Source organism: Streptomyces nojiriensis, assembly GCF_017639205.1.
GTDB classification, from domain to species: Bacteria; Actinomycetota; Actinomycetes; order Streptomycetales; family Streptomycetaceae; genus Streptomyces; species Streptomyces nojiriensis.
This window is the reverse complement of sequence record NZ_CP071139.1, coordinates 2,601,858-2,615,000: the sequence shown is the minus strand read 5'-3', so window position 1 is coordinate 2,615,000 and position 13,143 is coordinate 2,601,858. Positions and strand designations below refer to the sequence as shown.

Sequence of the window (13,143 nt, the reverse complement as noted above, 5' to 3'; positions counted from 1 at the left end):
TGTGGGGGATAAGCTCCATGGTCGAGAGGGAAACAGCCCAGAGCATCGACTAAGGCCCCTAAGCGTACGCTAAGTGGGAAAGGATGTGGAGTCGCAGAGACAACCAGGAGGTTGGCTTAGAAGCAGCCACCCTTGAAAGAGTGCGTAATAGCTCACTGGTCAAGTGATTCCGCGCCGACAATGTAGCGGGGCTCAAGCGTACCGCCGAAGTCGTGTCATTGCAGCAATAGGGCCAACGCCTGCTGTGATGGGTAGGGGAGCGTCGTGTGCCGGGTGAAGCAGCAGCGGAAGCTAGTTGTGGACGGTTCACGAGTGAGAATGCAGGCATGAGTAGCGATACACACGTGAGAAACGTGTGCGCCGATTGACTAAGGGTTCCTGGGTCAAGCTGATCTGCCCAGGGTAAGTCGGGACCTAAGGCGAGGCCGACAGGCGTAGTCGATGGACAACCGGTTGATATTCCGGTACCCGCTTTGAAACGCCCAATATCGAATCAGGCGATGCTAAGTCCGTGAAGCCGTTCCGGACCCTTCGGGGAAAGGAAAGTGGTGGAGCCGACGAACCAGACTTGTAGTAGGTAAGCGATGGGGTGACGCAGGAAGGTAGTCCAGCCCGGGCGGTGGTAGTCCCGGGGTAAGGGTGTAGGCCGAGGGGTAGGCAAATCCGTCCCTCATTAAGGCTGAGACCTGATGCCGAGCCGATTGTGGTGAAGTGGATGATCCTATGCTGTCGAGAAAAGCCTCTAGCGAGTTTCATGGCGGCCCGTACCCTAAACCGACTCAGGTGGTCAGGTAGAGAATACCGAGGCGTTCGGGTGAACTATGGTTAAGGAACTCGGCAAAATGCCCCCGTAACTTCGGGAGAAGGGGGGCCATCACTGGTGATCGGACTTGCTCCGTGAGCTGGGGGTGGCCGCAGAGACCAGCGAGAAGCGACTGTTTACTAAAAACACAGGTCCGTGCGAAGCCGTAAGGCGATGTATACGGACTGACGCCTGCCCGGTGCTGGAACGTTAAGGGGACCGGTTAGTGACCTTTCGGGGTTGCGAAGCTGAGAACTTAAGCGCCAGTAAACGGCGGTGGTAACTATAACCATCCTAAGGTAGCGAAATTCCTTGTCGGGTAAGTTCCGACCTGCACGAATGGCGTAACGACTTCTCGACTGTCTCAACCATAGGCCCGGTGAAATTGCACTACGAGTAAAGATGCTCGTTTCGCGCAGCAGGACGGAAAGACCCCGGGACCTTTACTACAGTTTGATATTGGTGTTCGGTTCGGCTTGTGTAGGATAGGTGGGAGACTTTGAAGCAGCCACGCCAGTGGTTGTGGAGTCGCCGTTGAAATACCACTCTGGTCGTGCTGGATGTCTAACCTCGGTCCGTGATCCGGATCAGGGACAGTGTCTGATGGGTAGTTTAACTGGGGCGGTTGCCTCCCAAAGGGTAACGGAGGCGCCCAAAGGTTCCCTCAGCCTGGTTGGCAATCAGGTGTTGAGTGTAAGTGCACAAGGGAGCTTGACTGTGAGACCGACGGGTCGAGCAGGGACGAAAGTCGGGACTAGTGATCCGGCGGTGGCTTGTGGAAGCGCCGTCGCTCAACGGATAAAAGGTACCCCGGGGATAACAGGCTGATCTTCCCCAAGAGTCCATATCGACGGGATGGTTTGGCACCTCGATGTCGGCTCGTCGCATCCTGGGGCTGGAGTCGGTCCCAAGGGTTGGGCTGTTCGCCCATTAAAGCGGTACGCGAGCTGGGTTTAGAACGTCGTGAGACAGTTCGGTCCCTATCCGCTGTGCGCGTAGGAATATTGAGAAGGGCTGTCCCTAGTACGAGAGGACCGGGACGGACGAACCTCTGGTGTGCCAGTTGTCCTGCCAAGGGCATGGCTGGTTGGCTACGTTCGGGAGGGATAACCGCTGAAAGCATCTAAGCGGGAAGCCTGCTTCAAGATGAGTATTCCCACCTCCTTGAGAGGGTAAGGCTCCCAGTAGACGACTGGGTTGATAGGCCAGATGTGGAAGCCCGGTAACGGGTGAAGCTGACTGGTACTAATAGGCCGAGGGCTTGTCCTCAGTTGCTCGCGTCCACTGTGTTAGTTCTGAAGCAACGAACAGTTGCTGGTTTCTAGAGCTAGAACATAACTACAAAGTGTGCTTGTTCGCTCGAAACCGATAGGGTTTCGGTGGTCATAGCGTTAGGGAAACGCCCGGTTACATTCCGAACCCGGAAGCTAAGCCTTTCAGCGCCGATGGTACTGCAGGGGGGACCCTGTGGGAGAGTAGGACGCCGCCGAACAATCTTTCAAAGGACCCTTGGTCCAGCGTTCAACGCTGGACCAAGGGTCCTTTTTGTTTTTCACCTCTTTACGCCGAAGCGCGGCCATGGGTTGGTTGCGCGAGAATGACTAGCGGTACCCCGAAGACAGGAGTCACACCCATGTCCAACTCTCCCGACGATCGTCCGGAGCGCGAGCCTCGGCGCAACGACGGCGGTGACAGGGGCGGCTACCGCGGGGGCCGTGACGACCGTGGTGGCGACCGTCCCCCGTTCCGTCGTGACGACCGTGGTGCCAGTGGCCGACCGTCCAGCAGCGGCGGAGGCTTCCGTCGCGATGACCGTGGTGGGCGTCCCTCCGGTGGTGGCGGCGGTTTCCGCCGTGACGACCGCGGTGGCGACCGCCCCTCGTACCCCCGTCGTGACGATGACCGTGGTGGCCGCCCCTCCGGCGGTGCCGGCGGCGGTGGCGGCTTCCGCCGTGACGACCGTGGCGGCGACCGCCCCAGCTTCCCGCGTCGCGATGACCGCGGTGGGGACCGTCCCTCGTACCCGCGCCGTGACGATGACCGTGGTGGCCGCCCCTCCGGCGGTGCCGGCGGCGGTGGCGGCTTCCGCCGTGACGACCGTGGTGGCGACCGTCCGTCGTACCCGCGTCGTGACGACCGCGGTGGGGACCGTCCCTCGTACCCCCGTCGTGACGACGACCGCGGTGGGTTCCGTGGCGGCCGTGACGACCGTGGCGGCGACCGCCCCAGCTACCCGCGTCGCGATGACCGCGGTGGGGACCGTCCCTCGTACCCGCGCCGTGACGACGACCGTGGTGGGCGTCCCTCCGGTGGTGGCGGCGGTTTCCGCCGTGACGACCGCGGTGGCGACCGTCCGTCCTACCCGCGCCGTGATGACGACCGTGGTGGGCGTCCCTCCGGTGGTGGCGGCGGTTTCCGCCGTGACGACCGCGGTGGGGACCGTCCGTCGTACCCGCGTCGTGACGACCGCGGTGGGGACCGTCCCTCGTACCCCCGTCGTGACGACGACCGCGGTGGGTTCCGTGGCGGCCGTGACGACCGCGGTGGCGACCGCCCCAGCTACCCGCGTCGCGATGACCGCGGTGGGGACCGTCCCTCGTACCCGCGCCGTGACGACGACCGTGGTGGGCGTCCCTCCGGTGGTGGCGGCGGTTTCCGCCGTGACGACCGCGGTGGGGACCGCCCGTCGTACCCGCGTCGTGACGACCGTGGCGGCGACCGTCCCTCGTACCCGCGTCGCGATGACGACCGTGGCGGGTTCCGTGGCGGCCGTGACGACCGCGGTGGCGACCGTCCCTCCTACCCCCGTCGCGATGACGACCGTGGTGGGCGTCCCTCCGGTGGTGGCGGCGGTTTCCGCCGTGACGACCGCGGTGGCGACCGTCCGTCCTACCCCCGTCGTGAGGACGACCGTGGTGGCTACCGTGGCGGTCGTGACGACCGTGGCGGCGACCGCCCGTCCTACCCGCGCCGTGACGACCGCGGCGGCGACCGCGGCGGGTTCCGTGGTGGCCGTGACGATCGCGGTGGTGACCGTGGCGGCTACCGTGGCGGTCGCGATGACCGCGGCGGCGACCGCGACTACCGCGCGGACCGCGACCGGGACCCGGTCAAGCGGCTTCCGATCGACGAGGACGTCACCGGCTTCGAGATCGACGCCGATGTCCGTCAGGAGCTGCTGAGCCTGCCCAAGGGCCTGGCCGAAGAGGTTTCCAAGAACCTCGTCATGGTCGCCCGGCTGATCGACGAGGAGCCCGAGCAGGCGTACGCGTACTCGCGCATCGCCCTGCGGCTGGCCTCCCGCGTCGCCGCCGTACGCGAGGCCGCCGGCTTCGCCGCGTACGCCACGCAGAAGTACAGCGAGGCCCTCGCGGAGTTCCGCGCCGCCAAGCGCATGACCGGCTCGGTCGAGCTGTGGCCCGTCATGGCCGACTGCGAGCGCGGCCTCGGCCGCCCGGAGCGGGCGCTGGCCATGGCCGGCGAGCCCGAGGTGCAGAAGCTGGACAAGGCCGGCCAGGTCGAGATGCGTCTGGTCGCGGCCGGTGCGCGGCGGGACCAGGGGCAGCTCGAAGCGGCCATCGTGACCCTGCAGAGCCCGGAGCTGGCCTCCAACTCCGTCCAGCCGTGGACCGCGCGCCTGCGGTACGCCTACGCCGACGCCCTGCTGGCGGCCGGTCGTGAGGACGAGGCGCGCGAGTGGTTCGGCAAGACCCTCGAAGCGGACAAGGACGGCGCGACCGACGCCTCCGACCGTCTCGCCGAGCTCGACGGTGTCGAGTTCGTCGACGCTTCGATCGACCTGTCCGACGTCGCCGATGACGAGGACGACGACGAGGACGACGAGGACCCGGCGGAGATCGCCGCGGCCGAGCGCGCCTCCGACGTCGCCGAGTACTACGACGAGGACGACGAGGAGTACGAGCCGCTGGAGCAGTCCGAGGCCGGCGCCGACGTCGAGGGCGACGCCGAGGGCGAAAAGGCCTGAGGCACGGTGACATGAAGAAGGGCGGTACCCCGGCCGGGGTACCGCCCTTCTTCATGTCCGGAAGTGGTCAGCCCAGGCCGCGCAGGACCAGGCCGGTGGCCGGTTTCGGTCCGAAGGACGTGGACTTGCGGGGCATGGTGACGCCCTGGCGCGCCAGGTCCCGTACGACTTCCTCGCGCACGGGATGCAGCAGGACCGCCGTGCCGCCGTGCCGCTCGGCCATGGCCACGGTGGCCGCGGCGTCGTGGATGTACGTGATCTCGTCCGGGGCGTCCGGGATGTGCCAGAGGGCGTCGAGCAGGGTCGCGTGCAGGACGGTGGCGTCCAGCCGGCGCCAGGCCTCGGGGCGGTCGTGGCGGACCGTGGTGTCCAGGAGCGCCAGGTCAGGGTCGGTGACCAGGTGGAAGGCGCCGTCGCCGGCCAGCAGGAAGGCGTTGCCGCGCTCCGAGGCGTCCGCGAGGGTGTCCAGGGCCAGCGGGAGCGGTCCCTCGACCGGGCGGACGCGGAAGTGGCCGTCGAGGGCGGCGAGGGCGTCCGCCACCGGGAGGCGGCGCAGCATCCGGTGGATGGCGCGGACCTGGAGCGGATAGCGGGCGGTGTCCACCAGCAGGACCAGGCCGAAGTCCCAGGCGGTGGGGGAGCCGTGCTCCTCCTGGAGGCGCAGGTACGTCGCCCAGCGGTGGTGGCCGTCGGCGATGAGGGCCTGGCGGTGGCTGAGGTCCGCCATCACGGTGTCGAGTTCGGCCGGATCCGTGATGGCCCACAGGCGGTGCTGGAAGCCGTCCTCGGTGGTGGTCGACAGGAGGGGGGCGAGCTGGGCGGTCCGTTCGACGACCGCGGCCGCTCCCGTGCCGGGATCGTCGCCCCGGTAGGTGAGCAGGAGGGGTTCGAGGTTGGCGGAGGTGGCCCGCATCAGCCCGGCCCGGTCGGTGACCACGTCCGGCATGACGTCCTCGTGGGGCAGGACGATGCCGGCGTCGGCGGTGGACAGGGCGAGGGCGCCGATGAGGCCGCGCTGGAGCAGGCCGGCCCGGCGCTGCTCGTACACGTAGAGCGCGGGCTCGGGGTCGGCGGTGAGGATGCCCTGGGCGAGCCAGTCGTGCAGGGTGCGCGCGGCCTGCTCGTTGCGCGCGGCCGGGGTACCCGCCTGCGGGAGGATCAGGCGGACGATGTTGTGCGGGTCGGCGGATTCGAGGTGGTCGACTCCGTCGGGACGCACGACCACGTCGTACGGCGGCGAGGTGACGGCGGCGAGGCTGCCGACACGCTCGGGGACGTAGCGCAGGCCATGGAACGGGATCAGGCGCAGCCCATGCTCCGCGGTACCAGATGTGGTCATTGGTGCATGGTAAGACGCGTCTCGCCATGCGGGATGATCGGGGCAGTACGGAATCGGACAAGGTCGATCTCCCCCGGCTACGGCCGGGAAGGGCACCAGGAGGAGCGGACAGGATGACCCGGCAGAGCAGGACCAGTCCCGCGGCGAGTGAGCAGAGTCTGCACCAGGCGTACGACACCGCGCTGCTGGATCTGGACGGGGTGGTGTACGCGGGCGGTGAGGCCATCGCTCACGCGGTGGAGTCCCTCGCGGCGGCCCGGGCGGACGGGATGCACCTCGCGTACGTCACGAACAACGCGCTGCGGACGCCGGACGCGGTCGCGGAGCACTTGGGCGAGCTGGGCATTCCGACGGAGGCGGCCGAGGTGATCACCTCGGCGCAGGCGGTGGCCCGGCTGATCGCGGAGCAGGTGGAGCCGGGGTCGAAGGTGCTGGTGATCGGAGGGGAAGGGCTGCGGGTCGCGCTGCGCGAGCGCGGTCTGGTGCCGGTGGAGTCGGCCGAGGAGGAGGGGCTCGCGGCGGTCGTCCAGGGGTACGGGGGTCCCGACCTGCCGTGGGGGCGGTTCGCGGAGGCCTCGTACGCGATCAACCGCGGGGTGCCGTGGTTCGCGTCCAACACCGACCTGACGATTCCGGGGGCGCGGGGGATCGCGCCGGGCAACGGGGCCGCGGTGGAGGTCGTACGGATCGCCACGGGTGCCGAGCCGCAGGTGGCGGGCAAGCCGCTGCCCCCCATGCACCGGGAGACGGTGCTGCGGACCGGGGCGCGGCGGCCGCTGGTGGTGGGGGACCGGCTGGACACCGACATCGAGGGTGCCTTCAACGGGGAGGTGGACTCGCTGCTGGTGCTGACCGGGGTCACGGACGCGGAGCAGCTGCTGCGGGCCGAGCCCAGGCACCGCCCGACCTATGTGGACCGGGATCTGCGGGGGTTGCTGGCCGGGCAGCCGGAAGTGGAGCCGTGCGCGGAGGGTTTCCGCTGCGGCGGCTGGACGGCGGTCGCGACGAACGGCGGCGTGCTCGAGCTCCGGGAGGCCGGAGAAGGCGGGGAGGCCGGGGATCCGCTCGACGGGCTGCGGGCGCTGTGCGCGGCGGCCTGGACGGTGGCCGGGGACGGGGTCTGCACGTTCGACGCGGCGAAGGCGCTGGCCAGGCTGGGTCTTTGAGGGCCGTCCGGGGATCCACCTGTGCGGAAGGTAGGTTAGCCTAACCTGCGTGTTGGTCGAGAGTCCCCCTGAACCCGAACGGAGCGCGGCGCCCGACGAGGGCGCCGCCGCCTCCGCAGCCCGCCCGCGCCATGCCGCGCGCGCCGCCGGTCTGCTCGCCGCTCTCGCGGTGCTGGCCCTGATCGCCGTCGTGAGCATTGCCGTGGGCGCCAAGCAGATGTCCCTGGACGAGGTCTGGCACGGCCTGTTCGCCTACGCGGGCACGCCCTCCGACGTGGTGGTGCGGGATCTGCGGATCCCGCGCACCCTGCTCGGGCTGATGGTCGGGCTCGGACTCGGCCTGTCCGGTGCCGTGATGCAGGCGCTGACCCGCAACCCGCTGGCCGAGCCCGGCATCCTCGGCGTCAACGCCGGCGCCGCGGCCGCCGTGGTCTCCGCGATCAGCTTCTTCGGCGCGAGTTCGCTGAGCGAGTTCGTGTGGTGGGCCTTCCTCGGTGCCGCCTTCGTCTCCGTCCTCGTGTACGTGCTCGGCGGCAGCCGCAGCGCGACCCCGGTGCGCCTCGCGCTCGCCGGTACGGCGGCCAGCGCGGCGCTCGTCGGCTACATCAACGCCGTGCAGCTGATGGACAGCAAGGCGCTGGACAAGCTGCGCTTCTGGACGGTGGGTTCGCTGGCCTCGGCCAACATGGACACCGTCCGGCAAGTGGCCCCCTTCCTGCTCGTCGGCGCGGTGCTCGCACTGGTGCTGGGCCGGCCGCTCAACGCGATGGCGATGGGCGACGACACGGCACGGGCGCTCGGCGCCCACCTGACGCGGACCCGGATCGGCGCCATGGTCGCCATCACCCTGCTGTGCGGTGCGGCGACCGCCGCGTGCGGTCCCATCGTCTTCATCGGGCTGATGGTCCCGCACCTCGTCCGGGCCTTCACCGGTCCCGACATGCGCTGGGTGCTCGCGTACTCGGCCGTCCTGTCACCGGTCCTGCTGCTCGGCTCCGACATCGTCGGCCGGGTCGTCACCCGGCCCGCCGAACTGCAGGTCGGCGTCGTGACCGCGCTCATCGGCGGCCCGGTCTTCATCTACCTGGTTCGGCGCAAGAGGATGGCCCAGCTGTGACCGCGACCGCGCCCACGACCGCGCCCACGACCGCGACCGACACCCCCGGCAAGGGCCGCCGGTCCGGACCCCGCCCGCTGCGCCTGCCCGGCGGGGTCTCGCTGCGCGTCGAGCGGCGCGCCCTGGCCGTCGGGGTCCTGCTGACCGTCGCGGCGCTCGCGATGGCCGTCGTGCTCATCGGCACCGGCGACTTCGAGATCGCGCCGTGGGACGTCGTACAGACCCTGCTCGGCAACGGCACCCCCGCCACCGACTTCATCGTCAACGACCTGCGGCTGCCGCGAGTCCTGGTCGCGCTGCTCGTCGGCGCGGCGCTCGGGATCTCCGGAGCCGTCTTCCAGTCCGTCTCCCGCAACCCGCTGGGCTCCCCGGACATGCTCGGCTTCGGCTACGGCTCGGCGGTCGGCGCGCTCGTCGTCATCGTCCTGTTCAAGGGCGGCGCCACGGAGGTGGCCGCCGGCGCGCTGGCCGGCGGCCTGCTGGCCGGAGTCGCCGTCTACCTGCTCGCCTACAAGCAGGGCATCCAGGGCTACCGGCTGGTGCTGGTCGGGATCGGCGCCTCCGCCATCCTGATCGCCGTGATCCAGTACCTGATCACGAAGGCCCAGCTGATCGAGGCCACCCGTGCCATGGTCTGGCTGACCGGCTCGCTGGCCGGCCGGGACTGGGCGCAGGTGTGGCCGCTGCTCGCGGTGTGCGCGGTGCTCCTCCCGCTGGTCCTCGGGCAGGGCCGGGCCCTGCGGATGATGGAGATGGGCGACGACGCCGCGTACGCGCTCGGGGTGCGGGTGGAGCGGACGCGGATGCTGCTGATGCTGGCGGCGGTCCTGCTCACCACCGCGGCGAGCGCTGCGGCCGGGCCCATCAGCTTCGTCGCGCTGGCCGCCCCGCAGCTGGCCCGGCGGCTGACCCGCTCGCCCGGCGGGAACCTGGTGAACGCCGCCCTGATGGGCTCGGTGCTGCTGATGGTGTCCGACTGGGCCTCGCAGCGGGCCTTCGGCTCCGACCAGCTGCCGGTGGGTGTGGTGACCGGCCTCGTCGGCGGTGTCTACCTGCTCTGGCTGCTCGTCACCGAGCGCAAGGCGGGACGTATATGAACCTGATGAGGAGTACCCAAGTGCAGCGGCTGACCGCGGAGAACGTGACCCTCGGCTACGACCAGCGGGTCATCGCCGAGAACCTGTCGGTGGAGATCCCCGACCACTCCTTCACGGTGATCGTCGGCCCCAATGCCTGCGGCAAGTCCACGCTGCTGCGGGCCCTGTCGAGGATGCTGAAGCCGTCCACCGGGCGGGTGCTGCTGGACGGGCAGGCCATCGGGTCGCTGCCCGCGAAGAAGGTGGCCAAGACCCTGGGCCTGCTCCCGCAGTCCTCGATCGCGCCCGACGGCATCACGGTGGCCGACCTGGTCTCGCGCGGCCGGTACCCGCACCAGGGGCTGCTGCGGCAGTGGTCGGCCGAGGACGAGCGGGTCGTGAAGGAGTCGATGGCCTCGACGGGGGTCGCCGAGCTCGCCGACCGGGCCGTGGACGAGCTGTCGGGCGGGCAGCGGCAGCGCGTGTGGATCGCGATGGCGCTGGCCCAGCAGACGCCGCTGCTGCTGCTCGACGAGCCGACGACGTACCTGGACATCCAGCACCAGATCGACGTGCTGGACCTGTGCGCGGAGCTGCACGAGACGCAGGGGCGGACGCTGGTGGCGGTGCTGCACGATCTGAATCACGCGGCCCGGTACGCCACGCACCTGATCGCGATGCGGGGCGGGAAGGTCGTCGCGGAGGGGCCGCCGGCGGAGGTGGTGACGGCGGAGCTCGTGGAGAAGGTTTTCGGGCTGCGCTGCCAGGTGATCCCGGATCCGGAGACGGGGACGCCGCTGGTGGTTCCGGCGGCGCGCAAGGCCCGTGCGGTGGCTCGGGCGGAGTAGCTTCCGCCCGGGCGGGTCGTGCCGCTCCGGATGCCGGGTGCGGCGCCGTTGCCGGGGGCGCTGCCCCCGGACCCCCGCGCCTCGAACTCCCCCAGCTACCGCTGGGAGGTACCCCCTGGCGAGGTTGGAAGAGCGCCTCGAACGCCGGCGGGTCTGGAGGGCCGCGGGGCTGGGGGGCGGGGCGGGGCGGGCTGGAAGAGGGCGGGGCTAGAGCATGCTTTTGAGGCGGAGGAGGTCGCGGAAGCCGGCTTCCAGGCGGACTCGGCCCGAGGCCCAGGCCTTCGCGAATTTCAGCTCGCCCGCGACCAGGGCCACGAGGTCGTCGCCCGTCATCGCGAGCCGGATCTCGGCCTTCGCCGCGGGCGGGCCCGGAGCGACCGCGTCCACCCGGATCCGGCCCGCGTCGAGGCGGCCCGTGAACGTCTGGTCCAGGTCGGTGATGTGGCAGCTCAGGGAGCGGTCGAACGCGGCCGCGCCGCGTACGCCGCCGTCGGCCCGCGCGAGATTGCCGGAGAGGTTGTCGAGTGCTTCGCGGCACTCCTGGATCGTAGCCATCGTGATCACGACCGTACCGCAGAGCCATGCGTGGTCGCGGGGCGCTTCGGGGTAGCGTCGGGGCATGACCGACGAAGCCGCCGACCTCCGAGTCGATGCCTCCGCCGTGCCCGCCGAGCCGGCCGGGCCCGTGCCGCTGGGCGTCGTACGCACGCCCACCGGCCACGCCGGCGTGGACGCGCACCTGGCGCGGCTGGCGGACGCGGACCACCTCGCGGCGGACGGACACGTCGAGGTGTACGAGGATGTCCACCGGGGGCTGCGCGAGGCGCTGACCGCGCTGGACGCACCGCCCGTCCCCGGACCGTACGAAAACAGGAGCTGAACCGAACGTGGCAGGAGTGGCACGCCGCCGCCTGGACGCCGAACTGGTACGCCGCAGCATGGCCCGCTCGCGCGAGCACGCCGCGCAGCTGATCGCCGCGGGCCGGGTGACCGTCGGCGGCACCACCGCGACCAAGGCGGCCACCCAGGTCGAGACCAGCGCGGCCCTGGTGGTCCGCAAGGACGACAGCGACCCCGAATACGTCTCCCGGGGCGGCCACAAGCTGGCCGGCGCGCTGGCGGCCTTCCAGCCGCAGGGGCTGGCCGTCGAGGGCCGCCGCGCGCTGGACGCCGGCGCCTCCACGGGCGGTTTCACCGACGTGCTGCTGCGCTCGGGCGTGGCCCACGTGATGGCCGTGGACGTCGGCTACGGGCAGCTGGCCTGGTCGCTGCAGAGCGACGACCGGGTCACCGTCAAGGACCGTACGAACGTGCGCGAGCTGACGGTGGAGCAGCTCGACGGGGTCCCGGTCGACCTCGTCGTCGGTGACCTGTCGTTCATTTCCATCGGTCTGGTGCTGCCGGCGCTGGTGCGCTGCTGCGCGCCGGACGCGGACCTGGTGCTGATGGTCAAGCCGCAGTTCGAGGTCGGCAAGGACCGGCTGGGCAGCGGCGGCGTGGTGCGCAGCCCGGAGCTGCGGGCCGGGGCCGTGCGCGAGGTCGCGGCGCAGGCGGCGAAGCTGGGGCTGGGTGTTCTCGGGGTCACGGCGAGTCCGCTGCCGGGGCCGTCGGGGAACGTCGAGTACTTTCTGTGGCTGCGGGCGGGGGCACCGGCCCTCGACCCGGCGGATGTTGACCGTGCAGTGGTGGAGGGGCCGCAGTGACAGATTCAGCGGGTTCGGCGGGTACAGCGGGTTCACGGATTTCGGGGGAAGGGCGGACGGTCTTCCTGCTCGCGCACACCGGGCGGCCTGCGGCCATCCGCAGCGCCGAGCTGGTCGTGCAGGGTCTGCTCAGGTGCGGGCTGGGCGTACGCGTCATGGAGCAGGAGGCGGTGGATCTGCCGCTGCCCCCCGAGGTGGAGCTGGTCACCGAGTCCACTCCGGGGGCGCTCGACGGGTGTGAGCTGCTCATCGTCCTCGGCGGGGACGGGACCCTGCTGCGGGGCGCGGAGTTCGCGCGCGCCTCGGGGGTGCCGATGCTGGGCGTCAACCTGGGCCGGGTGGGGTTCCTCGCCGAGGCCGAGCGCGACGACCTGGACAAGGTCGTGGACCGGGTGGTGACGCGCTCGTACGAGGTCGAGGAGCGGATGACGCTCGACGTGATCGTGCGGACGAACGGCGACGTGGTCCACCGGGACTGGGCGCTGAACGAGGCCGCGGTCCAGAAGGTGTCCCCGGAGCGGATGCTGGAGGTGGTCCTGGAGATCGACGGTCGCCCGGTGACGGGTTTCGGCTGCGACGGGATCGTCTGCGCGACTCCGACGGGTTCCACGGCGTACGCCTTCTCCGCGGGCGGGCCGGTGGTCTGGCCGGAGGTGGAGGCGCTGCTGATGGTGCCGATCAGCGCGCACGCGCTGTTCGCGAAGCCGCTGGTGACCTCGCCGACCTCGGTGCTGGCGGTGGAGGTGCAGAACGGCACTCCGCACGGCGTGCTGTGGTGCGACGGGCGGCGCACGCTGGAGCTGCCCGCAGGGGCACGGGTCGAGGTGCGGCGCGGCGCGGTGCCGGTGCGGCTCGCCCGGCTGCACCACGCGTCCTTCACGGACCGGCTCGTCGCCAAGTTCGCACTGCCGGTGTCGGGGTGGCGCGGCGCGCCGCACTGACGGATCACGGGGCGGCGGGTGGCTGCGGCCTTCGAAGCGGCCCCGGGAGAACACGCCGTAGGGGTCGAGGGCGTCGCTCAGCCGAATTGAGTCCGAACCGGTTCCCGGCCTCTATCCCCGTGGCGCGATGGGGAGTTCGGCCGGGAGAGCGCAAATAGCACATGCG

The 13,143-nt window shown here is 70.2% G+C and carries 10 protein-coding genes, 2 rRNA genes and 1 pseudogene (1 of these 13 cut by a window edge); 11 read left to right on the top strand and 2 right to left on the bottom strand.

Translation table 11 applies throughout. The features are described 5' to 3' along the window. From JYK04_RS12195 to JYK04_RS12180, 4 genes and pseudogenes are all read left to right on the top strand, one after another. Positions 1 to 2,071, top strand: a 23S ribosomal RNA gene (locus tag JYK04_RS12195); it begins 1,052 nt to the left of the window's first position. Positions 2,072 to 2,177: 106 nt separating this feature from the next. After that, positions 2,178 to 2,294: ribosomal RNA gene (gene rrf, locus JYK04_RS12190) — 5S ribosomal RNA — on the top strand. 384 nt (positions 2,295 to 2,678) lie between these two features. Beyond that, positions 2,679 to 3,533: pseudogene (locus JYK04_RS42380) on the top strand (hypothetical protein); the annotation flags it as partial. Between the two features lie 447 nt (positions 3,534 to 3,980). Continuing rightward, positions 3,981 to 4,787, top strand: a complete 807-nt coding sequence (locus tag JYK04_RS12180; RefSeq protein ID WP_208809285.1) for a tetratricopeptide repeat protein — start codon at positions 3,981 to 3,983, stop codon at positions 4,785 to 4,787. 67 nt (positions 4,788 to 4,854) lie between these two features. On the opposite strand, the gene JYK04_RS12175 is transcribed toward JYK04_RS12180, so the two are convergent. Beyond that, the gene (locus JYK04_RS12175; protein WP_189739624.1) at positions 4,855 to 6,126 is read right to left on the bottom strand and encodes a DUF1015 family protein; all 1,272 of its coding nucleotides are present in this window, start codon (positions 6,124 to 6,126) and stop codon (positions 4,855 to 4,857) included. 113 nt (positions 6,127 to 6,239) lie between these two features. Here JYK04_RS12175 and JYK04_RS12170 point away from each other — a divergent pair, with 113 nt between their 5' ends. The 4 genes from JYK04_RS12170 to JYK04_RS12155 are packed head-to-tail and all read left to right on the top strand — an operon-like array spanning position 6,240 to position 10,333. After that, complete coding sequence (locus JYK04_RS12170) at positions 6,240 to 7,292, top strand: HAD hydrolase-like protein (RefSeq protein WP_189739627.1); 1,053 nt, start codon at positions 6,240 to 6,242, stop codon at positions 7,290 to 7,292. 49 nt (positions 7,293 to 7,341) lie between these two features. Then, complete coding sequence (locus JYK04_RS12165; protein WP_189739630.1) at positions 7,342 to 8,409, top strand: FecCD family ABC transporter permease; 1,068 nt, start codon at positions 7,342 to 7,344, stop codon at positions 8,407 to 8,409. Beyond that, positions 8,406 to 9,506 (top strand): FecCD family ABC transporter permease, encoded by a 1,101-nt coding sequence (locus JYK04_RS12160; protein ID WP_189739632.1) that lies wholly within the window; start codon positions 8,406 to 8,408, stop codon positions 9,504 to 9,506. Before JYK04_RS12165 ends, JYK04_RS12160 begins: the two co-directional genes overlap by 4 nt. 5 nt (positions 9,507 to 9,511) lie before the next feature. After that, entirely contained in the window at positions 9,512 to 10,333 is an 822-nt protein-coding gene (locus JYK04_RS12155) for an ABC transporter ATP-binding protein (RefSeq protein ID WP_229875667.1), read from the top strand. Positions 10,334 to 10,540: 207 nt separating this feature from the next. Here JYK04_RS12155 and JYK04_RS12150 read toward each other — a convergent pair whose 3' ends face one another. Then, the gene (locus JYK04_RS12150; RefSeq protein ID WP_189739641.1) at positions 10,541 to 10,888 is read right to left on the bottom strand and encodes an SCP2 sterol-binding domain-containing protein; all 348 of its coding nucleotides are present in this window, start codon (positions 10,886 to 10,888) and stop codon (positions 10,541 to 10,543) included. A 64-nt stretch (positions 10,889 to 10,952) separates the two neighbouring features. On the opposite strand from JYK04_RS12150, the gene JYK04_RS12145 reads away from it, so the two are divergent. From JYK04_RS12145 to JYK04_RS12135, 3 genes are read left to right on the top strand one after another with little or no spacing between them, the layout of a single operon-like run. After that, positions 10,953 to 11,213: a hypothetical protein gene (locus tag JYK04_RS12145; RefSeq protein WP_189739644.1), complete on the top strand. Its 261-nt coding sequence runs from the start codon at positions 10,953 to 10,955 to the stop codon at positions 11,211 to 11,213. Between the two features lie 7 nt (positions 11,214 to 11,220). After that, a complete protein-coding gene (locus tag JYK04_RS12140) occupies positions 11,221 to 12,036 on the top strand; it encodes a TlyA family RNA methyltransferase (RefSeq protein WP_189739646.1) in 816 nt (271 codons plus the stop codon). Continuing rightward, complete coding sequence (locus JYK04_RS12135) at positions 12,033 to 12,977, top strand: NAD kinase (RefSeq protein ID WP_229875673.1); 945 nt, start codon at positions 12,033 to 12,035, stop codon at positions 12,975 to 12,977. The genes JYK04_RS12140 and JYK04_RS12135 overlap by 4 nt, the downstream gene beginning before the upstream one ends. Positions 12,978 to 13,143 lie beyond the last annotated feature (166 nt).

Bases quoted from the DNA above. Each gene is read 5' to 3' on its own strand.
- JYK04_RS12175 (WP_189739624.1), bottom strand. From the start codon at position 6,126: ATGACCACATCTGGTACCGCGGAGCATGGGCTGCGCCTGATCCCGTTC.
- JYK04_RS12170 (WP_189739627.1), top strand. From the start codon at position 6,240: ATGACCCGGCAGAGCAGGACCAGTCCCGCGGCGAGTGAGCAGAGTCTG.
- JYK04_RS12155 (WP_229875667.1), top strand. From the start codon at position 9,512: ATGAGGAGTACCCAAGTGCAGCGGCTGACCGCGGAGAACGTGACCCTC.
- JYK04_RS12150 (WP_189739641.1), bottom strand. From the start codon at position 10,888: ATGGCTACGATCCAGGAGTGCCGCGAAGCACTCGACAACCTCTCCGGC.
- JYK04_RS12145 (WP_189739644.1), top strand. From the start codon at position 10,953: ATGACCGACGAAGCCGCCGACCTCCGAGTCGATGCCTCCGCCGTGCCC.